19 protein-coding genes are annotated in these 22,903 nt (G+C 71.7%); 8 read left to right on the plus strand and 11 right to left on the minus strand.

Going from position 1 to position 22,903, the window contains the following annotated elements:
• Window positions 1–155: 155 nt before the first annotated feature.
• From mmsB to FE374_RS16385, 8 genes are all read right to left on the minus strand, one after another.
• A complete protein-coding gene (mmsB, locus tag FE374_RS16350; protein WP_139930254.1) occupies window positions 156–1,337 on the minus strand; it encodes a multiple monosaccharide ABC transporter permease in 1,182 nt (393 codons plus the stop codon).
• Entirely contained in the window at window positions 1,334–2,905 is a 1,572-nt protein-coding gene (gene mmsA / locus FE374_RS16355) for a multiple monosaccharide ABC transporter ATP-binding protein (protein ID WP_139930256.1), read from the minus strand. The genes mmsB and mmsA overlap by 4 nt, the downstream gene beginning before the upstream one ends.
• 60 nt (window positions 2,906–2,965) lie before the next feature.
• Window positions 2,966–4,129, minus strand: coding sequence for a multiple monosaccharide ABC transporter substrate-binding protein (gene chvE, locus FE374_RS16360; RefSeq protein WP_139930258.1), 1,164 nt, complete (start codon window positions 4,127–4,129; stop codon window positions 2,966–2,968).
• 119 nt (window positions 4,130–4,248) lie between these two features.
• Entirely contained in the window at window positions 4,249–5,757 is a 1,509-nt protein-coding gene (araA, locus tag FE374_RS16365; protein WP_139930260.1) for an L-arabinose isomerase, read from the minus strand.
• Window positions 5,754–6,482: an L-ribulose-5-phosphate 4-epimerase gene (locus FE374_RS16370; protein ID WP_139930262.1), complete on the minus strand. Its 729-nt coding sequence runs from the start codon at window positions 6,480–6,482 to the stop codon at window positions 5,754–5,756. Before FE374_RS16370 ends, araA begins: the two co-directional genes overlap by 4 nt.
• The gene (araB, locus tag FE374_RS16375; RefSeq protein ID WP_139930264.1) at window positions 6,479–8,206 is read right to left on the minus strand and encodes a ribulokinase; all 1,728 of its coding nucleotides are present in this window, start codon (window positions 8,204–8,206) and stop codon (window positions 6,479–6,481) included. The genes FE374_RS16370 and araB overlap by 4 nt, the downstream gene beginning before the upstream one ends.
• Window positions 8,207–8,393: 187 nt before the next feature.
• Window positions 8,394–9,440 carry a LacI family DNA-binding transcriptional regulator gene (locus tag FE374_RS16380; protein ID WP_230978350.1) on the minus strand — a complete coding sequence of 349 codons (1,047 nt, stop codon included), beginning with the start codon at window positions 9,438–9,440 and terminating at the stop codon, window positions 8,394–8,396.
• A gap of 101 nt (window positions 9,441–9,541) precedes the next feature.
• Window positions 9,542–10,711, minus strand: a complete 1,170-nt coding sequence (locus FE374_RS16385) for an acyl-CoA dehydrogenase family protein (protein ID WP_139930266.1) — start codon at window positions 10,709–10,711, stop codon at window positions 9,542–9,544.
• A 185-nt stretch (window positions 10,712–10,896) separates the two neighbouring features.
• Here FE374_RS16385 and radA point away from each other — a divergent pair, with 185 nt between their 5' ends.
• Window positions 10,897–12,372 carry a DNA repair protein RadA gene (gene radA, locus FE374_RS16390; RefSeq protein WP_139930268.1) on the plus strand — a complete coding sequence of 492 codons (1,476 nt, stop codon included), beginning with the start codon at window positions 10,897–10,899 and terminating at the stop codon, window positions 12,370–12,372.
• 149 nt (window positions 12,373–12,521) lie between these two features.
• Window positions 12,522–13,565: a DNA integrity scanning diadenylate cyclase DisA gene (disA, locus tag FE374_RS16395; RefSeq protein ID WP_139931652.1), complete on the plus strand. Its 1,044-nt coding sequence runs from the start codon at window positions 12,522–12,524 to the stop codon at window positions 13,563–13,565.
• 34 nt (window positions 13,566–13,599) lie between these two features.
• Here disA and FE374_RS16400 read toward each other — a convergent pair whose 3' ends face one another.
• Window positions 13,600–14,274, minus strand: a complete 675-nt coding sequence (locus tag FE374_RS16400) for a hypothetical protein (RefSeq protein ID WP_139930270.1) — start codon at window positions 14,272–14,274, stop codon at window positions 13,600–13,602.
• A 64-nt stretch (window positions 14,275–14,338) separates the two neighbouring features.
• Here FE374_RS16400 and FE374_RS16405 point away from each other — a divergent pair, with 64 nt between their 5' ends.
• Both FE374_RS16405 and FE374_RS16410 read left to right on the plus strand, forming a co-directional pair.
• The gene (locus tag FE374_RS16405; protein ID WP_139930272.1) at window positions 14,339–15,262 is read left to right on the plus strand and encodes an HhH-GPD family protein; all 924 of its coding nucleotides are present in this window, start codon (window positions 14,339–14,341) and stop codon (window positions 15,260–15,262) included.
• A gap of 34 nt (window positions 15,263–15,296) precedes the next feature.
• On the plus strand, window positions 15,297–15,722 hold the full coding sequence (locus FE374_RS16410) for a hypothetical protein (RefSeq protein WP_139930275.1): 426 nt from the start codon (window positions 15,297–15,299) through the stop codon (window positions 15,720–15,722).
• A gap of 62 nt (window positions 15,723–15,784) precedes the next feature.
• Here FE374_RS16410 and FE374_RS16415 read toward each other — a convergent pair whose 3' ends face one another.
• Both FE374_RS16415 and FE374_RS16420 read right to left on the minus strand, forming a co-directional pair.
• Window positions 15,785–16,324, minus strand: coding sequence for an amino-acid N-acetyltransferase (locus FE374_RS16415; RefSeq protein ID WP_139930277.1), 540 nt, complete (start codon window positions 16,322–16,324; stop codon window positions 15,785–15,787).
• Window positions 16,321–17,307 carry a sugar-binding transcriptional regulator gene (locus FE374_RS16420; protein ID WP_230978351.1) on the minus strand — a complete coding sequence of 329 codons (987 nt, stop codon included), beginning with the start codon at window positions 17,305–17,307 and terminating at the stop codon, window positions 16,321–16,323. The genes FE374_RS16415 and FE374_RS16420 overlap by 4 nt, the downstream gene beginning before the upstream one ends.
• 185 nt (window positions 17,308–17,492) lie before the next feature.
• Between FE374_RS16420 and FE374_RS16425 the strand changes: the two genes are divergently transcribed.
• From FE374_RS16425 to FE374_RS16440, 4 genes are all read left to right on the plus strand, one after another.
• Window positions 17,493–19,190, plus strand: coding sequence for a glycerol-3-phosphate dehydrogenase/oxidase (locus FE374_RS16425; protein WP_230978594.1), 1,698 nt, complete (start codon window positions 17,493–17,495; stop codon window positions 19,188–19,190).
• 240 nt (window positions 19,191–19,430) lie between these two features.
• Window positions 19,431–20,168 (plus strand): MIP/aquaporin family protein, encoded by a 738-nt coding sequence (locus FE374_RS16430; RefSeq protein ID WP_139931654.1) that lies wholly within the window; start codon window positions 19,431–19,433, stop codon window positions 20,166–20,168.
• A gap of 102 nt (window positions 20,169–20,270) precedes the next feature.
• Window positions 20,271–21,791, plus strand: a complete 1,521-nt coding sequence (gene glpK / locus FE374_RS16435) for a glycerol kinase GlpK (RefSeq protein WP_139930282.1) — start codon at window positions 20,271–20,273, stop codon at window positions 21,789–21,791.
• A gap of 226 nt (window positions 21,792–22,017) precedes the next feature.
• Entirely contained in the window at window positions 22,018–22,860 is an 843-nt protein-coding gene (locus FE374_RS16440; protein WP_139930285.1) for an SMP-30/gluconolactonase/LRE family protein, read from the plus strand.
• Window positions 22,861–22,903: the final 43 nt, after the last annotated feature.

Below are 22,903 nucleotides of genomic sequence, written 5' to 3' on the forward strand. Positions count from 1 at the left end.
GGCTCGTGTGCTTCCCGGCGCCGTCAATCTGCTCGACATCGACCAGATCCGCTGGGTGCCGGAGCGGGGCGCACAGACACGGCAGCACCCGGTGCGGTGACACCGGGTGCTGCGTGATCACGCCGCGACGGCGGCTATGGGAAGCCCGCTGACGGTCACCGCAGGCCGGACGCCCGCCGCTTGTTGTAGACGTCGAAGGCGACGGCCAGCAGCAGCACGAGGCCGCGGACGACCGCCTGGACGGACTGGTCGATACCCATGAGCTGCATGCCGTTGCTCATGACGGCCATGATCATGCCACCGACCATGGCGCCGACCACCGTGCCGATGCCTCCGGTGACCGCGGCACCACCGATGAAGACGGCCGCGATGGCGTCGAGCTCGAACATGTTGCCCGCCGCGGGCTGCGCGCCGTTGGAGCGCGAGGAGTAGACGATGCCGGCCACGGAGGCCAGCACGCCCATGTTGACGAAGATCCAGAAGTTCACCGCGCGCACCTTCACGCCCGAGAGCTGCGCGGCGTTGAGGTTCCCCCCGATCGCGTACACGTGCCGTCCGAAGATGCTCTTCTGGGTCACCAGGCTGTACCCGATGATGAGGAACGCCAGCAGGATCAGCACGATCGGCAGGCCACGGCTGCGCGAGAGCTGGAACGCGAAGGCCATGACGACCGCGGCGACGGCCACCACCTTGAGGACGAACAGCGGCATCGACTCCACCGGCTGCTTGTATCGCAGCCGTGCGCTGCGGTGCCGGAACGAGTTCACCGCGTACCCCGCCACGCCGATGGCGCCGATGAGCAGGGTGAACACGTCGAAGCCCTGCCCGCCCAGCAGCCCGTTCAGGAAGCCGCTGGCGATCCGCTGGTACTCCGCCGGGAACGGCGACAGAGAGATGTTGCCGAGCACCAGCAGGGTCAGCCCGCGGAAGATGAGCATGCCGGCGAGCGTGACGATGAACGCCGGGATGCCGACGTACGCCACCCAGAACCCCTGCCAGACGCCGACCGCCACGCCGGTGGCGAGGGCCGCCAGGAGACCGACCCACCAGGGCATGCCCTGCTGGATGACCAGGACGGCGGAGACCGCGCCTGTCAGCGCGACCACCGACCCCACGGACAGGTCGATGTGCCCGCCGATGATCACGATGACCATGCCGATGGCGAGGATGAGGATGTAGGAGTACTGCAGGACGAGGTTGGTGATGTTGCCGGGGCTGAGCAGCACGCCGTTCGTGAGGATCGTGAAAAGACCGACGATCACGACGAACGCGATGTAGATGCCGCTGGTTCGCATGTTCCTGGAGAGCAGCTCCCGGACGCTCGCGATGGCAGTCATGAGACTGTCTCCTTCTGCTTGGTCTGCCCGGCCTTCACGGGCTCGAGGGTCATTAGCTCCATGAGCCGTTCCTGGGTGGCCTCCTGCTTGGGCAGGACGCCGGTGAGGTGGCCGAACGCGAGGGTGTAGATGCGGTCGCAGATGCCCAGGAGCTCGGGGAGCTCGGAGGAGATGACGATGACCGCCTTCCCTGCGTCGGCGAGGGCGTTGATGATGGTGTAGATCTCGTACTTGGCGCCGACGTCGATGCCGCGCGTCGGCTCGTCGAGGATGAGTAGCTCGGGGTCGGTGTAGAGCCACTTGCTCAGCACGACCTTCTGCTGGTTGCCGCCGGAGAGCTTGCCGACGAGGGCCATCACCGAGGGGGTCTTGATGTTGAGGCTCTGGCGGTACCGCTCCGCCGTCGCGATCTCCTCCTGGTCGTTGACCCAGCCGCCCTTGGACAGCTTGCCGAGCGCCGCGGCGGACACGTTGCGTTTGATGTCCTCGATGAGGTTGAGGCCGTAGCGCTTGCGGTCCTCGGTGGCGTACGCGATGCCGTGATCGATCGCCTCGCGGACGGTCCGGGTCTTGACCTCCTTGCCGTGCATGAAGACCTGCCCCGAGGTGACCCGGCCGTAGGTGCGGCCGAACACGCTCATCGCCAGCTCTGTGCGGCCGGCGCCCATGAGGCCGGCGATGCCGACGATCTCCCCCGCCCGTACGTTCAGGCTCGCGTTGTCGATGACCACCCGGTCCGCCTGCGTGGGGTGCAGGACGGTCCAGTCCGCCAGCCGGAAGACCTCCTCGCCGACGTGGGACTCGTGCTCGGGGTAGCGGTGGGTGAGGTCGCGACCGACCATGCCCCTGATGATCCGGTCCTGGGTCGCCGTCGGGTCCGACATGTCGAGGGTCTCGATCGTCTTGCCGTCCCGGATGATCGTGGTGGAGTCGGCGATGTCGGCGATCTCGTTGAGCTTGTGCGAGATCATGATGCAGGTGACGCCCTGCGTCCGGAGGTTGCGCAGCAGCCCCAGCAGGTGCGCGGAGTCCGTGTCGTTCAGCGCCGCGGTCGGCTCGTCCAGGATGAGCAGCTTGACGTTCTTCGACGCCGCCTTGGCGATCTCGACGAGCTGCTGCTTGCCCACGCCGAGCTGGTTCACCGCCGTGACCGGGTTCTCCTTGAGACCCACCCGGTCCAGCAGGGCGGCAGCCTCGGCGTTCGTGCGGTTCCAGTCGATCATCCCGCCGGCCGCGCGCTCGTTGCCGAGGAAGATGTTCTCGGCGATCGACAGGTGGGGTACCAGGGCGAGCTCCTGGTGGATGATGACGATCCCGCGCGCCTCGCTGTCCCGGATCGACTGGAACTCGACCTTCTCGCCCTCGTAGTAGATCTCGCCCTCGTACGAACCGGCTGGGTAGACGCCGGAGAGCACCTTCATGAGGGTGGACTTGCCGGCGCCGTTCTCCCCGCAGATCGCGTGGATCTCACCGCGCCGCACGCTCAGGGACACGTCCTCGAGCGCCTTGACCCCCGGGAACGTCTTGGTGATGGAGCGCATCTCGAGGATGCTCTCGCTCTCGCTCATGGTTCCTCCTTCGGTCGCCGACCGGTGGGCCCGGCGGTACCGGGCCCACCGACCACGCGATCAGGCCTGGCCGGACTCGACCTGGTCCTGGGTGTAGTAGCCGGAGTCGATCAGCAGCGACTGGATGTCGTCCTTGAAGACCACGTCCACGGGGAGCAGGAAGGACGGGACGACCTTGACGCCGTTGTCGTACGTCTCGGTGTCGTTCGCCTCGGGCTCGTTCCCCGCCAGGAAGGCCTCGGCGGAGGTCACCGCCTGGTCGGCGAGCTTGCGGGTGTCCTTGAAGATCGTCGAGGACTGGACGTCGTCGTTGATCAGCTTCACCGAGGCGATCTCGGCGTCCTGACCGGTGACGATGGGCATGCCGTCGGCGATGGTCGGGCCGTAGCCGGCGTTCTGCAGCGCCGTGAGGATGCCGCGGGAGATGCCGTCGAACGGCGAGAGGACGCCGTCGAGCTGGGAGCCGTCGCTGTACGCGGCGGTCAGGAGGTCTTCCATGCGCTTCTGCGCCGTCTCCTGCGCCCACCGGAGGATGGCGCCCTGCTCGATGGTGGTCTGACCCGACTTCACGACGAGCGTGCCGTCGTCGATGTAGGGCTGGAGCGTGTCCATGGCGCCCTTCCAGAAGAAGTGCGCGTTGTTGTCGTCCAGCGAACCCGCGAAGAGCTCGATGTTGAACGGGCCGGCCTCGGACCCCTTCGAGCCGTCCGCGTTGAGCACGCCGAGGCCCGTGAGCAGCGCGGTGGCCTGCTGGACGCCGACCTCCTCGTTGTCGAAGGTGACGTAGAAGTCGACGTTCTCCGTGTCCCGGATCAGCCGGTCGTAGGAGATCACCGGGATCCCAGCATCGGCCGCCGCCTGCAGTTGCCCGGACAGCGCGGTCCCGTCGATCGCGGCGACGATGAGCAGGTCCACGCCCGTCGTGATCATCTGGTCGATCTGCTGGGACTGCGTGGGGATGTCGTCACCGGCGAACTGCAGGGTCACGTCGTACCCGGCGTCCTTCAGTCCGGACTCGACGGCGTCACCGTCGGCGATCCAGCGCTCGGAGGTCTGGGTGGGCATGCTGACGCCCACGGTGCCGCCTTCCCCGCTGGCACCCTCGCTACCGCCGTCGCCGCTGGCACCACCGTTCCCGCTGCCCGCGCCCCCACCGGAGCAGGCCCCGAGCCCCAGCGCCAGCGTGATGCCCGCAACGGCCACCACGACCTTGTTCCTTCTCATGCTTCCTCCTTGAAGTGTCCTGCGTCGGGTCGAGCCGCTGGCGGCTCCACGGCTCCGGACCGCCGCAGGAGCGGCCGGGCGTTCGTACGTCCCCGGTATGGGGAACAGTGTGACGGTCCTCACATCCCTTGGGCCAGTCGGTAGTAGGCCTGGTTGAGCCGGAGCTCGCGGGTGAAGCCGCGGGCGGTGGTCCCGGCGTCGATGACGGCGAGCTCGATGCCCGCGATGTCGGCGAGGTCCTCGAAGGCCTCCAGACCCACCGCGGTGGTCAGCACCGTGTGGTGGGCGGCGCCGGCGGTCAGCCAGCACTCCGCCGAGGTGGCCAGGTCCGGGTGGGGTTGCCACACCGCCCGGGCCACGGGCAGGTTGGGCAGCGGCTCGTCCGGGCCGACGACGTCGACCACGTTGGCCGTCAGGCGGAACCGTTCACGCATGTCGGACATGGCCACCACGACGCCGGGACCGGGGTCGGTGTCGAAGACGAGCCGGACGGGGTCCTCCCGTTCGCCGATGCCCAGGGGGTGGACCTCCAGGCGGGCGCGCGCAGTGGTCAGCGTCGGGCAGATCTCGAGCATGTGGGCGCCGAGGATCTTCTCCTTGCCCGGGGTGAGCTCGTAGGTGTAGTCCTCCATCAACGACGCCCCGCCGGGCAACCCGTAGCCCATGACCTTCGCGGCCCGGACCAGGATCGCGGTCTTCCAGTCGCCCTCGGCGCCGAAGCCGTACCCGTCGGCCATGAGGCGCTGGACGGCCAGGCCGGGCAGCTGGCGCAGCCCGCCCAGGTCCTGGAAGTTCGTGGTGAAGGCAGCGAAGCCGCCTTGCTCCAGGAAGGTCCGCAGGCCGATCTCGATGCGGGCGCCGTAGCGCAACGACTCGTGCCGTGCCCCGCCCGGCCGCAGCTCGGCGGCCACGTCGTACTGCTGGTCGTACTGGGCCACCAGCTCGTCGACCTCGGCGTCGCTGGCCGCGTCCACGGCAGCGACGAGGTCGTTCACGCCCCAGGTGTTGACCGAGACCCCGAGGCGGATCTCGGCCTCGGTCTTGTCGCCCTCGGTGACGGCGACGTCGCGCATGTTGTCCCCGAAGCGGGCCAGGCGCAGGTGCCGCATGGCGTCCCAGCCCGCCGCCGCCCGCGCCCAGGTGCCGACCCTGGCCTGCACCCGGGCGTCGGAGGCGTGCCCGACGACGGTCTTGCGCGCCACCCCCAGCCGGGTCACGATGTACCCGAACTCCCGGTCGCCGTGAGCGGCCTGGTTCAGGTTCATGAAGTCCATGTCGATGTCGGCCCACGGCAGGGCCACGTTGGCCTGCGTGTGCAGATGGAGCATCGGCTTGGTCAGGGCCTCCAGGCCCAGGATCCACATCTTCGCCGGGGAGAAGGTGTGCATCCAGGTGATCACGCCTAGGCACGCCTCGTCCGCGTTGGCGTCCAGCGCGGCCCGGCGGATCGCGTCGCGGTCCTTCAGCACCGGCTTCCACACCACCTTGACCGGGACGCCCATGGCCTCGTCGAGCAAGGTCGCCACCGCGCGGGACTGCTCCGCCACCCGGGCCAGGGTCTCCTCGCCGTACAGGTCCTGACTCCCGGTGAGGAACCAGATCTCCTTGCCCTCATACGGGTTCTTCATGCGCGCTGCTCCTCCTGCCGGGCGGGCTGGCCGTAGACGTTCTGGTACCGGTCGAACAGCTTCTCGATGTCCGCCGGGGGGATGGGGACGGGTTCGCCGAGCTGGCGGGCGACGTGCACGGTGCGGGCGACCTCTTCGCACAGCACGGCGGCCTTGACCGCCGCGCGGGCGTCCTTCCCGACCGTGAAGGGTCCGTGGTTGCGCATCAGCACCGCCGGCGAGTGCGACCCCTGCAGGGTCTCGACGATCCCACGCCCGATCGAGTCGTCCCCGATCAGCGCGAACGGCCCCACCGGGACGTCCCCACCGAACTCGTCCGCCATCATCGTCAGCACGCACGGGATCGGCTCCCCCCGCGCCGCCCACGCCGTCGCGTACGTCGAGTGCGTGTGCACCACCCCACCCACGTGCGCCATGTGCCGGTAGACGTACGCGTGGGCGGCGGTGTCGGAGGAGGGCTGCAGGTGCGCAGGAGTGCCGTCGTCGATCTTGTTGCCCTCCAGGTCGCACACCACCATCAGCTCCGGCGCTAGCTCGTCGTAGGACACCCCCGAGGGCTTGATGACGAACAGGTCCGCCCCCGGCACACGCTCGGAGACGTTGCCCGCCGTCCACACCACCAGCTCCCACCGGGGCAGCTCGGCGTGCAGCGTGGCCACCCGTGCGCGGGTGCCGGCCACCGCGTCCCGGACGTCGGCCGGCAGCCCAGTGAGCTGGACGCTCATCGCGCCTGCCTCTCGAACGCGTCGCTCTCGGCGGCCGCGGCGGCCTCTCTGGTGGCGGCGGAGACGACCTCGCGGCGCAGCTTCTTGAGGCGGTGCATGACGTCGTTGCCGCCGCGGCCGAAGTAGTCGTGCAGCGTCTTGTACTCGGCGAACAGCGCGTCGTAGCGCAGCGCCGCGTCCTCGTCGGGCGTGTAGGCAGCCACGACCCGTTTGCCCATGGCCCGCGCGGCCGTGCGGACGTCCGCGTGCAGCCCCGCCGCGACCGTGGCATGGATCGCCGAGCCCAGCGCCGGGCCCTGCTCGGACACGATGGTCGACAGCGGCAGACGGGTGACGTCGGAGTACAGCTGCATGAGGAACCGGTTCTTCAGCAGCCCGCCGGCCACCACCAGCTCGTTGACCGGCACACCGGCGTCGTCGAACGCCTCGACGATCACCCGGGTGCCGAACGCGGTGGCCTCCAGCAGCGCCCGGTAGACCTCCTCCGGGCGCGTGGTCAGCGTCAGGCCCAGGACGAGCCCGGACAGCTCGTGGTCCACCAGCACCGACCGGTTGCCCGAGTGCCAGTCCAGAGCGACCAGGCCGTGCGCGCCCACCGGCTGCGCGGCCGCCTTCTCGGTCAACAGCTCGTGCACGGAGATCCCACGCTTCTGGGCCTCGTCCACGTACTGCGGTGGCACCGCATTGTCGACGAACCACCCGAAGATGTCCCCGACACCGGACTGGCCGGCCTCGTACCCCCACACGCCCTCGACGATGCCGCCGTGGACCACCCCGCACATGCCCTGGACCTCCGCCAGGGTCTCGCCGTTCATCACGTGGCAGGTGGACGTGCCCATGATGGCGACCATCTGCCCGGGGTCGACGGCGTCCGCGGCCGGCACGGTCACGTGGGCGTCGACGTTGCCCACCGCCACCGCGATGCCCTCCGGCAGGCCCGTCCATGCCGCGGCCTGGGCGCTCAGCCCGCCCGCGCGCTGCCCCAGCTGGCCGATCTCGTGCTCGAGCTTGTCGCGGACGAACCCGGCGAAGTGCGGGTTGAGCTCGGCCAGGAAGTCCTCGGCCGGGTACGCCCCGTCCTGATAGATCCCCTTGTACCCCGCCGTGCACGCGTTGCGCACGTACGTGCCGGTCAGCTGCCAGACGATCCAGTCCGCCGCCTCGACCCAGTGCGCCATCGCGTCGTAGACCTCGGGGTCCTCCTCGAGCAGCTGCAGGCCCTTGGCGAACTCCCACTCCGAGGAGATCAGGCCGCCATAACGCTTGATCCACGACTCCCCGCGGCGGTGCGCGAGCTCGTTGATACGGTCCGCCTGCGGCTGCGCCGCGTGGTGCTTCCACAGCTTGACGTACGCGTGCGGCCGGTCGGCGAACCGGTCCAGCTCGCACAACGGCGTGCCGTTGGCGTCGACCGGCACCATCGTGCACGCCGTGAAATCCGTGCCGAGACCGACCACGTCGGCCGGGTCCACCCCCGCCGCCGCGAGCGCCGCCGGCACCGCCGTTCGCAGCACCTCGACGTAGTCCGCCGGCGCCTGCAAGGCCCAGTCCGGTGGCAGGGCCCGTCCGTCCGCGGCGGTGAGCCGACGGTCCATGACCGCGTGCGGGTACTCGTGCACCGCGCTGCCCAGCTCCTCGCCGGTCGCCGCACGGACCACCACTGCGCGGCCCGAGAGGGTCCCGTAGTCCACCCCCACCACGCAGGCGGTGCTGAGATCCACCATCGAAGCCCCCTTGCCTCGACCGCACTGCTCCGCGCGGCCATCTGGTGCGCCCTAATGTGAGCGCTAACATCGCTGCCAATGTTAACGCTCACATCTCGCGTGTCAAGCGGGCCCGGCGTACCGATATCGGGTCGAGATACGGGCTAAAGCGGCACAATTCCGCCGAAAGTGGGACGGCAGGGCGGGGTCAGGCGGGCGCGCTCGAGGGCGGCGGGCCGGACGACGCGCGGATCACCAGCTCCGGGGGGATAAGCGTGGTGCTCGGGCGTCCGCCGTCGAGCGCGCCGAGCACCACCTCGAGGCACCGCCGGCCGACTGCGGCGAACGGCTGGCGCACCGTCGTCAGGGGCGGGGTGAAGTACTCGGAGCCGGCGATGTCGTCGAACCCGACCACGGAGACGTCCTCGGGCACGCGGACGCCGGCCTCGTAGAACGCCCGGAGCATGCCGAGCGCCATCTGGTCGTTGGCCGCGAAGACGGCGTGGGGGACGCGACGCTCCCGCACGAACCGGTGCGCGAGGTCGTAGCCCTGGATCCCGTCCCAGCCGCCCGCGACGAGCGGGGAGACCTCCAGGCCGGCCTGCTCCATCTCGCGGCGCCACCCGGCCACGCGGGCACGGGCGTCGAACCAGTCGTTCGGTCCGCTGACGTGCACGATCTCGGTGTGGCCGAGGTCGATGAGGTGGCGCGTGGCCAGGCGAGCCCCGAGCTCCTGGTCGACCGCCACGACGTGGAGCGAGGAGGTCGAGCGCAGCCCGGCAGCGACCATGACCACCGGTAGTTCGCCCGCCAGCCTCTCCGCCGCGGCGGCCACCTGGCTCCGGGCGGCGACGACGACGATGCCGTCGACCCCCAGGCTCAGGAAGTGGTCTAGAGCGGCCTGGATCGTTGCCGCGCGTGCGTCCCGGATGACCGTCACCGTCGTGGCGTAACCGGCCTCGCGGGCGGCCTCCTCGATGGCGACCGTGGTGTTGGTGGGCCCGAACCGCGCCTCGCCGGGATTGACGACGCCGATGAGTCGGGTCCGCCTCGTGACCAGTGCCCGGGCCGCGGTGTTGCGGCGGTAGCCGAGCGCGCCGATCGCCGCGAGCACCCGCTCCCGGGTGTCCGGCCGGACCGTCTCGGGGTTGTTGAGCACGCGGGACACCGTCTGGTGCGACACCCCGGCCCGCACGGCCACGTCCGCCATGGAGGGCGACTGCCGCCTCGCTCGAACGCCCGGGGGCTTGTCCATGTCGCTCCTGCCGGACGTCGGATCGGTCGTGCCAGGGTATCGGCGGCTCGAGGGGCTCTCGTCCGGGTCAGTCCGTTCGCAGCCCGGTCACGACGCCAGGCTCAGTCCGTGCCCGCTGCCGGCACCGGCCCCAGGAGAACGTTCGCCCACGCGCCGTGGACGGACTCGTCGTCGCTGGGGTGGAAGATCCCGGCGAGCACGTCCCGGTACAGGCGCGAGAGCTCCTTGTCGTTGGAGTAGGACGACCCCCCGGAGGCGCGCACGCACTTGGTCACCACGTCGAGCGCCACCTCGCTGGCGCGGGACTTCACCGCGGAGAGCTGCGGCATCCACAGCGCACCGCGGTCCACCTGCTCGTCGACGTCGCGGGCGGCCTGCGCGATCTGGGGGTAGATGCCGTCCAGCTGGATGGCCGCGTCGGCCAGCCGCCACCGGATGTCGGGGTCGTTGGCGTACGGCGCGCCGCCGTTCTTCAGCGAGGTGCGCTTGTGGACGGTCGCGACGGCGACGTCGATTGCCCGCTTCGCCACACCGGTGTAGACCGCGGCGAGAAGGATCTCGAAATTCGCGAAGATCCCGAAGATGAACGGGTCCGTCGTGGGCCCGGGCGGGATGCGCCGCACGATCCGGTCGGCGGCCGCGTGGGCGCCGTCGAGCCGGGTGGAGAAGGACTGGGAGGCGCGCATGCCCATCACGTCCCACTCCCCCACCGTCTCCACGCCGCCGCCGTCGCGGTTGAGGAAGCCCCACACGTTGAGCGGGCCGTCCGGGCCGGTGGAGTCCTCGCCGAAGGTGCCCAGGCGCGTCCACACCGGGGCGAGGGAGGTGAAGATCTTCAGGCCGTGGAAGGAGTAGCCGCCCTCGCCGTCGGGCCGTGCCTCGGTGACCGAGCCGAAGAGGACCAGGTCGTTGCCCGCCTCCGAGACGCCGAAGGCGAAGATCTCCCCGGCGGCCGCCTCGTGGAGGATGAAGTCGCAGGAGTCGTCGCCGCGGTCGTGGACGGACTTGGCGACGCCGACCCACACGTGGTGCATGTTGACCGCGAGCGCGGTCGCGGGCGCCGCGCCGGCCAGGCGCATCTGCTCGCGGGTCATCTCCTCAAGGCTCAGCCCGGCGCCGCCGAGCTCCGCGGGGACCATGGCGGTGAGGTAACCGGCGGCCTGGAGGTCGGCGAGGTCCTCGTGCGGGAAGGCGTTCTCGGCGTCGTAGCGCGCCGCGCGCGCACGGATGCGGTTCAGCAGTTCCTCGGTGAGTATCTGGCGCTCGGTCATGGGTGGTGGGTCCTTCCGGTCGGTTCTGGTTTCGACCTTATGCCCCGGGTCCGCGTCGGGGGCTTGCCGGGTGGCGGCAGCGGGCTGGTCGTGAGCGTCGCCGGCGGTGGGTTCCGGGCGGCACCGGCGGTGGGTTCCGGGCGGCGCCGGCGGCCATGTCACCGGTGCCCCCTACCGTGGGGACCATGAGCCCGACCGCCACGAAGACCGCCCGGCCCCCCAAGCCCGCCTTCCGCTGCAGCGACTGCGGCTGGACGACGGCGAAGTGGGTCGGCCGGTGCGGAGAGTGCCAGGCGTGGGGCACAGTCGAGGAGGGCGCCGGCGCGTCAGCCGGGGCCCGGGTGCCGGCCGCGCTCGCGCCGTCCGCTCCCGCCCGACCGATCTCCGACGTCGACGTGGAGGCTGCCCGGGCCCGCAGCACCGGCGTCAGCGAGCTCGACCGGGTGCTCGGTGGTGGGATCGTGCCGGGCGCCGTCGTCCTGCTCGCCGGCGAGCCGGGCGTGGGCAAGTCGACCCTGCTGCTCGACGTCGCGGCGAAGGCGGCGGCCGTGTCCGCCAGCCCGTCCGACGGGGGCCCGGGCGGGCCCGTGCTGTACGTCACCGGTGAGGAGTCCGCCGGCCAGGTGCGGCTGCGCGCCGAGCGCATCGGGGCCCTCACCCCGCACCTGCTGCTCGCCGCCGAGACCGATCTGGCAACGCTGCTGGGGCACGTGGACAACACTGGTCCCTCGCTGCTCGTGGTGGACTCGGTGCAGACGATCGCCGACTCCACCGTCGACGGTGCCGCAGGCGGCACCAGCCAGGTCCGCGCGGTCGCCTCCGCACTCATCCACGTGGCCAAGGCCCGCGACATCCCCGTGCTGCTGGTCGGGCACGTCACGAAGGACGGCTCCATCGCCGGGCCACGTGTGCTCGAGCACCTGGTGGACGTCGTCTGCCAGTTCGAGGGGGATCGCCACTCCCGGCTGCGGATGGTCAGGGCCGTGAAGAACCGGTACGGACCGACGGACGAGGTGGGCTGCTTCGACCTGTCCGACACCGGGATCACCGGCCTCGCGGACCCCTCGGGGCTGTTCCTGTCCGGGCAGCGCTCGGCCGTGCCCGGCACCTGCGTCACCGTGACACTGGAGGGGCGCCGTCCGATGCCCACGGAGATCCAGGCCCTCGTGGCGCCGTCGCCGCTCGGGTCGCCGCGGCGCACCACCTCGGGGCTGGACTCCTCCCGGGTGTCCATGACGCTCGCGGTCCTGCAGTCCCGGCTGGGGGTCTCGCTGGCCAACGCGGACGTGTACGTCTCCACTGTCGGCGGGGCGCGGGCGGTGGAGCCGGCGGTCGACCTCGCCGTCGCCCTGGCCGTGCTGTCCTCCGGAGAGGGCAAGGTGATCGACCAGGGCGTCGTCGCGATGGGCGAGGTGGGCCTGACGGGAGAGGTCCGCAGCACCGTTGGGGTCCAGCGGCGCCTGGCAGAGGCCGCCCGGCTGGGATTCACGCACGCCCTCGTGCCCGCCCACGGGGCGGCGGACCTCAAGCCCGTGCCCGGCCTCATCGTCCGGCCGGTGAGCAACCTCCACGAGGCTGCCCTGGCGGCGTGGCGCGTCGGCGAGCCCGGCTCACCGGCCGAGCGTGGCAGCGTGTCACAGGTGACCGGCCGGGAGGTGTGACCAGATCGATACCCCCAGACGCTCCTCGAACGCCCGCTCAACCCCCGCGTCGGCCCAGGCGCCCATAAGATGACCGAGTTGGACCGCTTTCCACAGTCAGCATGTGAGGTGCCGTGCCCGAGTTCCCCCCCGACGGCAAGCTCCGCGCCATGCTCCACGCGGTAGCACCAGGCACCGAGCTACGGGACGGGCTCGAGCGCATCCTGCGTGGGCGCACCGGGGCCATCGTGGTGTTGGGCTACGACGAGGTGGTCGAGGCGATGTGCTCAGGCGGGTTCGAGCTCGACGTGGAGTTCTCCGCCACCCGGCTGCGAGAGCTGGCCAAGATGGACGGCGCGGTCGTCGTGGACTTCGCGAACCGCCGGATCCGCCGCGCCAACGCACAGCTCCTGCCGGACGCGTCCATCGAGACGTCCGAGTCGGGCATGCGGCACCGCACCGCCGAGCGGGCGGCGAAACAGGCCGGCTACCCGGTCATCTCGGTGAGCCAGTCGATGCGCACGGTCGCGCTGTACGTGGACCACAACCGGCACGTGATCGAGGATTCCGACGTCATCCTGTCGCGGGCGAACCAGGCCCTGGCCACGCTCGAGCGCTACAAGGCGCGCCTGGACGAGGTCTCCGGCACGCTCTCGGCGCTGGAGATCGAGGACCTCGTCACCGTCCGGGACGTCGTCACGGTGATCCAGCGCCTGGAGATGGTCTCGCGGATCTCCGCCGAGGTGGACGGCTACGTCATCGAGCTCGGCACCGACGGCCGACTGCTGTCCCTCCAGCTCGAGGAGCTCGTGCTGGGGATCGATCCCGACCGCACCCTGGTGGTCCGCGACTACCTCGGCGACCGCGTCCACACCGAACCGCGGGCGGTCCTGGAGTCCCTGTCGCGTCTGAGCTCCGCCGAGCTGATCGACATGCCCACCATCGCTCGTGCGCTCGGCATCGGCGGACCCGACGGCGAGGCGCTCGACTCCGCGCTCGCGCCTCGCGGGTACCGGGTGCTCGCAAAGATTCCCCGACTGCCCGCCAGCACCGCCGAGGCGATCGTGGGCCACTGCGGCAACCTCCAGGCGATGCTGGCCGCGACGACGGAGGACCTGCAGGCCGTGGAGGGCGTCGGGCCGCACCGCGCCCGAGTGGTGCGCGAAGGCCTCTCCCGACTCGCCGAGTCCTCGATCCTCGAACGCTTCGCCTGACGGTCGGCACCTTCGCCGCGCCCGCCAGGTGTCGTCAGCCCCGCGCGAAGGTCGCGGTGACGCCCCCGAGCAGCGCCCCGTCCATCGTGGCCTCGACCCGATAGGTGCCGGCCCCGGACGAACCCTGACCGCCGGCGCAGCCCGGCGCCGAGCGTGCACCGCTCCAGGTCAGCGTGGTCTCGGCGCGGTCCCCGGCGTCGAGCAGCAGGCGCCGCTCCGCCGGCTCGGCCGCGCAGTCCCCTGAGGACCACACCCGGTCCGAGCCCGAGGTCACCGTGAGCACGAGCGCAGCCCGGCCGGCGTCGACGAGGCAGGCCACCTCGCCGTCGTTGACCATTCCGACGGCGAAGGTCACCGGCTGCCCCGAACCGCCCACGCTGGGGGTCAGCTCGACCTCGAGGTCCCGCGGCGCGCACTCCGTGGGGTCCACCGGGCCGGTGCTCGTCTCGGGAGCCGGCTCGACCGGGGCGGCGTTCGCCGCCCCACGCAGCGCGCCGATTCCCGCGACGACGCCCCACACGACGAGCGCGAGCACGGCCAGCACCACGAGCAGGGCGACGATCCTGCGTCGAACGATGGTGGCCCTGCTGGGCCGACGGCGCGGCGCGGGGCGACGCCCGCGCGCGCCGGCCGTCCCAGGTCGCGCCGGGCGGGCACCGGCCGTCCCGGGTCCCGCCGGCCGCTCGGCATCACGTCGCGTCGTTCCCACGAGCCCGACCGTAACGCCGAGTCCCCGCCCCGCCGTGGCACCCACGCCGGGCACACTGGAGTCGATGCGCCCCGACCTGCCCACCATCCGCTCCGCCGTCCTGGCGTGGTTCGAGACGAACGCCCGCGACCTGCCCTGGCGCCGTCCGGGCACCAGCGCCTGGGCCGTCCTCGTCAGCGAGATCATGCTGCAGCAGACCCCGGTGGCCCGGGTGGAGCCGGTGTGGCGAGCGTGGCTGACGCGCTGGCCCGCACCCGCTGATCTCGCCGTCGCACGCCCCGCCGACGTGCTGCGCGCCTGGGACCGGCTGGGGTACCCGCGCCGCGCGCTGCGCCTGCAGGAGTGCGCCCGGGTGATCACGGCCGAGCACGACGGCGTGGTCCCCGACACCGAGGCGGGACTGCTCGCCCTGCCCGGGATCGGCCAGTACACCGCGGCCGCGGTCGCGGCGTTCGCGCACGGGCGCAACGCCGTCGTCCTCGACACCAACGTGCGCCGCGTGCTAACCCGGGCCATGGAAGGCCGCGCCCTGCCGCCGCCCACACTCGGGCGCGCCGAGCGCGAGCGTGCCGCGAGCCATCTGCCGACCGACCCCGCCACCTCGGTGCGCTGGAACGTCGGCCTCATGGAGCTCGGCGCGCTCGTGTGCACGGCCCGCTCGCCGCGGTGCACGGAGTGCCCGCTGCGGGAGCAGTGCGCGTGGCTCCGCGCGGGGCGACCCGCGGACGAGCACGCAGCCCGACGGCGCACACAGGCCTGGCACGGCACCGACCGGCAGGTCCGGGGCCGGATCATGGCCCACCTGCGGGCCCACCCGCCCGAGGAGTGGGCGGCGACGGCGGAGCTGCTCACCGCGGGAGCCGACGGCGCGGACCCGCGTGCGCTGCCGGACCCGGGGCAGCCGGCCCGCGCGCTCGCCTCGCTCGTCGCGGACGGGCTGGTCGCCGCGGGCACGGGGGTGCAGGCCGGCTGGTACCGGCTGCCGTGATCGGGGCCGCGGGCCCCGGCGTTAACCTGCCCAGGTGAGCCTCCCCGACCCCGCCTCGCCCACCGGCCGCGCCGTCCGCGCCCTGCGCACCACGCTCCTGGCCTGCGCCGGGGCGTGCTTCGCGCTGGGCGTCATGGGGGTGGCGGTCGCGCTGCTCACCGAGGACGCGTCGGCGCTGTGGCCGGGGGCCACGCTGCTGGGAGCCGGGCAGCTCGCGATGCTCGTGGCGGCCGCCGTGGCGGGTCTCGGGCTGCGCGCGGTGCTGCGCGGCGCCGAACCGCGCCCGGTCACCATCCGGGTCCGTCGTCACCTCGCCACGGTCCGGACCGTGCTCGCCGTCGTGCTGACGCTGGGCGTCGTCGCGTGGATCTTCGTGCGGCCCAGCGCCGTGGTCGCGGTCGTCGCGAGCGGTCTGGTCAGTGCGCAGGCGGCGGTGCTGCTGCACCTGCTCAAGCGCTGACGCAGCCGGCGCCGTCCGGCGCCGTCCGCCGCCGTCCGCCGCCGGGGCCACCGGCGACGGCGTCAGAGCTCTAGCAGCATCCGTGTGTTGCCGAGAGTGTTGGGCTTCGCCCGAGCCAGGTCGAGGAACTCGGCCACGCCGTCGTCGTGGGAGCGGAGCATCTCGGCGTAGACGTCCATGCCCACGGGGGTGCCGGCGATCCGCTCGAAGCCGTGGCCGGTGAAGAAGTCCACCTCGAAGGTGAGGCAGAAGAGCCGGCGCAGGCCGAGGGCGCGGGCCCGGTCGATGAGCGTGTCCAGCAGGCGGTGCCCCAGCCCGCGTCCCTGGTACACGGGGTCGACGGCGAGGGTGCGGATCTCGGCGATGTCGTCCCACAGCACGTGCAGCGCACCGCAGGCCACGATCTTGCCGGGCGCCTCGGGCAGCTCGGCGACGACGAACTCCTGGACCGCCTCGAAGTAGGTGATGAGCTCCTTGGCGATGAGCACCCGGGTGGCGGTGAACGGCTGGACGAGGTCGTAGATGCCGCGCACGTCGGCCGGCAGTGCCTGCCGCACCACCGGCTCACCGGCGCGGACGGCGGGCGGCTCGGGGCTGGTCACGCGAGGATACTGGCACGCCCCGGCGCACCCAGGCGCGCCCGTTCCATCAGCGCCCGGGCGGTGGCCTCGTCGATCACCAGGTCGGTGACCGCGCCGGCACGCAGGGCGCCCAGCAGCGGCGCGACCTTCGCCGCGCCGGCCGCCACGCACACGCGCCGGGCCATCCGCGCGAGCTCTCGGGGGTTGGGGCCGGTCGCGCGGGCGTTGAGCTCGATGTCCGCCCACGAGCCGTCCTCGCGCAGCAGCACGGTGCACACGTCACCGACGACGCCCTCGGCGCGCAGGCTGGCGAGGTCGTCGGTGCTGAGATACCCCGCGGCGTAGACGTGCGAGGCGAGCGGCCCGGTCATCGCGCCCGCACCGAACAGCGCGATGTCCGCCGTCGCCTGGACCGTGAGCACCCGGCGGATCGACCGCTCGCGCCACATCGCCTGCTTGGTCCCGGCGAAGTCGAAGAACGCCGGCACGGGGAAGTGGTGCACCCGGGCGTCGAACGCCTCGGCCGCGGCGGAGATGATCGAGCCCGCGTACGGGATGCCGGAGGTGACGGGGTTCGCGGCGCCGTTGAGCTGGACGACGGCGCTGCCCGGCACCGGCCGCGGGACCAGGTGCTCGACGACCGCGGAGATGGTGGTCCCCCAGGCCAGGCCGAGGACGACGCCGGGCTGCATCCAGCCCGAGACCAGCCGGCCGGCCACCTGCGCCACCTGCTCGAGGCGCTGGACGTCGGTGGCGCCCTCCCGGACGGGCACCACGTGGGCGCGCACCCCGAACTGCCGGTGCAGGCCGCGGGAGACGGCGTCGGCCGCCGCGGCCCGCGGCTGGATGCTGATGTGCACGAGCCCGGTCTCACGGGCGCGCTTGATCAGCCGAGACACCGTGGAGCGGGAGACGCCCAGGCGCCGGGCGATCGCGTCCATGGTCTCGTCCTGCAGGTAGTACATCGCCGCAGCCACGTAGACCGCGTCCTCACGACCGCTCACCCCACCGCCCCTTGCGTGCACATCCGTTCAACCCCGTTGCGCACTTGTGCGCGCAGCACCAGCATATGGACGAACCACGCCCTCGCCGTCACCGACGACGCACCGGGTGGCGAAGCTGCAGAGAAGAGGATGACGTGAGGAACACCGCACTGACCCGCGACTCCCGCACCCGGGCCCTGGCAGCGATGAGCGACGCCGAGGGCCTGGACGTCCTCGTCGTCGGCGGCGGCGTGACCGGCGCCGGCATCGCCCTCGACGCGGCCACCCGGGGGCTGCGCACCGGCATCGTGGAGGCGCAGGACTGGGCCGGCGGCACGTCGCAGTGGTCGAGCAAGCTCGTCCACGGCGGCCTGCGCTACCTCTACCAGCTCGACTTCAAGCTCGTCCTGGAGGCCCTCACCGAGCGTGGCCGGCTCCTGGGCACCACCGCCCCGCACCTGGTCAAGGCCCAGCCGTTCCTGTGGCCCCTGAAGACGCCCGTGATCGAGCGCGCCTACAGCGCGGTCGGCGTGGGCATGTACGACGCGCTGGCCCTGCTGGGCTCACGCGGGCACGCAGGAGTCCCCGTCCAGCGGCACTACACCAAGAAGGGCGCCAAGGGTCTCTTTCCCGACATCAAGGACGACTACCTCATCGGGGCCATCCGCTTCTACGACGCCCGGGTCGACGACGCCCGGCTCGTGATCGACCTGGTGCGCACCGCCGTCGGCCACGGCGCCCTGGCGGCCTCCCGCACCCAGGTGACCGACCTGACCAAGGACCCCACCGGGCGCGTCACCGGCGCCCAGGTCACGGACCTGGAGACCGGCGAGTCGCGCCACATCAAGGCCCGGCAGGTCATCGCCGCCACCGGGGTGTGGACCGAGGACACCGAGGCGCTCGGCGGCAGCGAGGGCGGGCTGCAGGTGCTGGCCTCCAAGGGCGTGCACATCGTGGTCCCCAAGGACCGCATCCAGGGCGGCACAGGGCTGTTCCTGCGCACCGAGAAGTCGGTGCTGTTCATCATCCCGTGGGACCGGTACTGGGTGATCGGCACCACCGACACCGCCTGGCACGAGGCCCGCCAGCACCCGGTGGCCACCAGCGCGGACATCGACTACATCCTCGAGCACGCCAACGCCGTCCTGGCCAGGCCGCTGACCCGCGAGGACATCATCGGCACCTACGCGGGGCTGCGCCCGCTGCTCCAGCCGGGCACCAAGGGCGCCGACGAGTCGAAGTCCACCAAGGTCTCCCGTGAGCACACGGTCACCGAGGCCGCACCCGGGCTCATCGTCATCGCCGGCGGGAAGCTGACCACCTACCGGGTCATGGCCGAGGACGCCGTCGACTTCGCGCTCGGTGAGGCACGCGCCAAGACGGTCCCCTCCGTCACCGCCGTCACCCCGCTGGTAGGTGCCGAGGGGTACAAGGCCACCGTGCGCCGTCGGGGCCGGATCGCCCGCGAGCGCGGGTGGACCGCCGAGCGGGTGGAGCACCTCCTGAACCGGTACGGCTCGGAGATCGCGCTGCTGCTGGAGATGATCGACGCCGACCCCGCGCTGGGTAGCCCGCTCGAGCACGCCCCCGCCTACGTGGGTGCCGAGGTCGCGTTCGCCGTCACCCACGAGGGTGCCCTGCACGTCGAGGACATCCTCACCCGCCGTGTCCGCCTCGACTACGAGCTGCGCGACCGGGGTGCCTCCGCCGCCGCGGAGGTCGCCGCGATCGCCGCCCCGCTGCTGGGCTGGGACGACGCGACGCGCGACGCCGAGGTGGAGTCCTACCGGCAGCGGTCCGCCGCCGTGCGCGCCGCCGAGGAGGAGAGCAACGACGCCGCCGCGGAGGAGGTGCGACAGCGGGTGCCGGACCTGCGCCCGCTCGTCCCGCTCGGCTCGCACTGACCACAACCCACCCGGACGGCCGCCCCGGCAGCCGTCCGGCCGATCCCCGCCCCTACTAGCCCCGAGCCATCGCAGCAACGACACGCAACACTCTGGGCAAAACCCCAGACGAATCGTCCCGCGGCGAGCATCATGTCCGGTACCCGGACACCCGGCCCGGACGTCCACCCACGCGCCGGCGACGGCGCACGAACTGGCTCGACGACGACGCCAGAAAGTGAGTGCACCTTGGAAGCATCAATGATGGACATCTTCTTCTCGGAGGTCATGGGCACCGCCATGCTGACCCTGCTGGGTTGCGGCGTGGTGGCCAACGTGGTCCTGCCTCGGACGAAGGGGTTCAACAGCGGCTGGATCGTCATCACGTTCGGGTGGGGACTTGCCGTCTTCGCCGGTGTGTACGTCGCCTTCCGCACGGGCGCGCACCTCAACCCGGCCGTGACCCTCGGCCTGTGGGCCAACGGGAGCGACTTCTTCGCGGGCAACGACGACTACGCCGCCATCCCGGCCAACTTCTCCAACGCCGTCGTCTACATCGCCGGTGAGCTCGTCGGCGCGTTCCTCGGCGCGATCCTCGCCTGGGCCGCCCACAGGCAGCACTTCCAGGAGGACGCCGACCCGGGCACCAAGCTCGCAGTCTTCTCCACCGGCCCGGCGATCCGCAGCTACGGCTGGAACTTCATCACCGAGGTCATCGGCACCTTCGTCCTGGTCTTCGTCATCCTCATGTTCGGCCCCACGCCCACGGAGATCGGCCCGCTCGCCGTCGCCCTCCTGGTGGTCGGCATCGGCCTGAGCCTCGGTGGCCCCACCGGGTACGCGATCAACCCCGCGCGTGACCTCGGCCCGCGCATCGCCCACGCCGTCCTGCCCATCCGGGGCAAGGGCTCCAGCGACTGGGGGTACTCCTGGGTCCCGATCCTCGGCCCCATCGTCGGTGGCGTGCTTGCCGGCCTGATGGCCGCCGCCGTCCTGTAAGCCCTCGTGGCCGGTACGCCCGCCGGGACGGGCGTGCCGGCCACCCCTCCACCGGGTCTGCGCCGTCGGCGCCCCGATTCACACTGACGTGAAAGGAACACCATGGCTGACCAGAAATACGTCCTCGCGATCGACCAGGGCACCACGAGCTCCCGCGCGATCGTCTTCGACCACGCCGGCCAGATCGTCCAGACGGGGCAGAAGGAGCACGAGCAGATCTTCCCCCAGGCCGGCTGGGTCGAGCACGACCCGGCGGAGATCTGGACGAACGTGCGCGAGGTCGTCGGGCTGGCGCTGACCCGCGCGAACCTGACGTACCGAGACATCGCCGCCGTCGGCATCACCAACCAGCGCGAGACCACGGTCGTGTGGGACAAGACCACCGGCGAGCCGATCTACAACGCCATCGTCTGGCAGGACACCCGCACCGCGAAGATCGTCGACGAGCTCGGCGGCTCCGAGGGGCAGGACAAGTACAAGGCGAAGGTCGGTCTGCCGCTGGCGACGTACTTCTCCGGGCCGAAGATCAAGTGGGTCCTGGACAACGTCGACGGCGCCCGCGCCAAGGCCGAGGCCGGCGACCTGCTCTTCGGGAACACCGACTCCTGGGTGCTGTGGAACATGACCGGCGGGCCCGACGGCGGGGTGCACGCGACCGACGTCACCAACGCCTCGCGCACCATGCTCATGGACCTGGCCACGCTGAGCTGGGACGAGGACATCGCCAAGGACATGGGCATCCCGATGTCCATGCTGCCCGAGATCCGCTCCTCCTCCGAGGTCTACGGCAAGGGCCGCGAGGGCGGCTTCGTCCCCGGCGTCCCGATCGCCGGCATCCTCGGCGACCAGCAGGCCGCCACGTTCGGACAGGCGTGCTTCGAGGTCGGCATGGCCAAGAACACCTACGGCACGGGCAACTTCATGCTGCTCAACACCGGCACCGAGCCGGTGGCCTCCAAGAGCGGCCTGCTGACCACCGTGTGCTACAAGATCGGCGACGCCCCCGCCCACTACGCCCTTGAAGGCTCCATCGCCGTCACCGGGTCGCTCGTGCAGTGGCTGCGGGACAACCTCGGCCTCATCAAGAGCGCCCCCGAGATCGAGGAGCTGGCCAAGACGGTGGACGACAACGGCGGTGCGTACTTCGTGCCGGCGTTCTCCGGACTCTTCGCGCCGTACTGGAAGTCCGACGCTCGCGGTGCCCTGGTCGGCCTGACCCGGTACGTCAACAAGGGCCACATCGCCCGGGCAGCGCTGGAGGCCACGGCCTTCCAGACCCGCGAGGTCAACGAGGCCATGAAGATCGACTCCGGTGTCGAGCTGACCGAGCTCAAGGTCGACGGCGGCATGATCACCAACGAGGCGCTCATGCAGTTCCAGGCTGACATCCTCGGCGTGGACGTGGTCCGCCCGAAGGTGGCCGAGACGACGGCGCTGGGCGCGGCCTACGCCGCCGGCATCGCCGTCGGCTTCTGGCAGGGCGAGCAGGACGTCATCGACAACTGGGCCGAGGACAAGCGGTGGACGCCGTCGATGGACGACGCCGAGCGCGAGCGGACCTACCGGCTGTGGAAGAAGGCCGTCACCCGCACGTTCGACTGGGTCGACGACGACGTGAAGTAGCCCTCCCCCACCGCCCCACCCGCGAGATGTCATCTTCTCCGTGAGATGTCACCGCGATCCGACCAGGGCCTCCTGCACCCGCAGGGGGCCCTGGCCGTGCAAGGCCTGGCTCGAGCCGCGCCGTGGGCGGCCCTGTGTGCCACCCGCACCACGCCGTGGGCCGGCCCTCTGTACCACCCGCACCACAGCGTCGCGCGGCCCTCCCGGACCCGGCACACTGAGCCCCATGGACACGCCCGAGCAGATCACCGACGCACTGTGCTACCACGGCGAGGGCCCGGTGTGGTCCGAGACCTGGGGCGGGCTGCGGTGGGTCGACATGCTCGCCGGCGACCTGCTCACACTGCGCGGCGACGGCACGGTGGACCGCCTGCACGTCGGCACGGTCGCCGCGTTCGTCCGGCCCCGCACCGGCGGCGGCTACGTCGTCGGCCTCGAGCGCGGCCTCGGCCTCGCCGACGGGCCCGACGACCTCCCCACCCCCCAGCCGGAGATCTGGTCCGACCCCGGTATCCGCCTGAACGAGGGCGGCTGCGACCCTGCCGGCAACCTCTACGCCGGCTCGATGCCCTATGAGAAGATGCCGGGCGCGGCGAAGCTCTACCGCATCGACCCGGCCGGCGCGGTCGCCGTCGTCCTCCCGCACGTGACCACCTCGAACGGCATCGACTTCTCCCCCGACGGCACGCGCGCCTACTACAACGACACCCAGACCGGCGGCACCGACGTCTTCGACGTCATCGACGGCGAGCTCAGCAACCGGCGGCTGTTCCACCACGGCGACGGCGGCCGCCCGGACGGGCTGTGCGTGGACAGCGCCGGCAACGTGTGGGTGGCGATGAACCGCGTGGGCAAGGTCCGCTGCTACTCCCCCGACGGCGAGATCCTCACCGAGGTGGACCTCCCGCTGCGCCTGGTCACCGCCGTCGCCCTGGGCGGGAGCGACGGACGGGACCTGTACATCACCACCTCCCGCGAGAAGCTGGAGGACCCCGAGCCGGCCGCCGGCGCCGTCTTCCGGCTGCGGGTGGACGTGCCCGGCAAGCCGGTGCTCGCCTACGCGGGCTGACCCGCGCGGGTGCGTTGGGCGTGGTGCCCAGGCGTGGCAAACG

Origin of the sequence: Georgenia yuyongxinii (genome assembly GCF_006352065.1) — a bacterium.
Taxonomy (GTDB): Bacteria; Actinomycetota; Actinomycetes; order Actinomycetales; family Actinomycetaceae; genus Georgenia; species Georgenia yuyongxinii.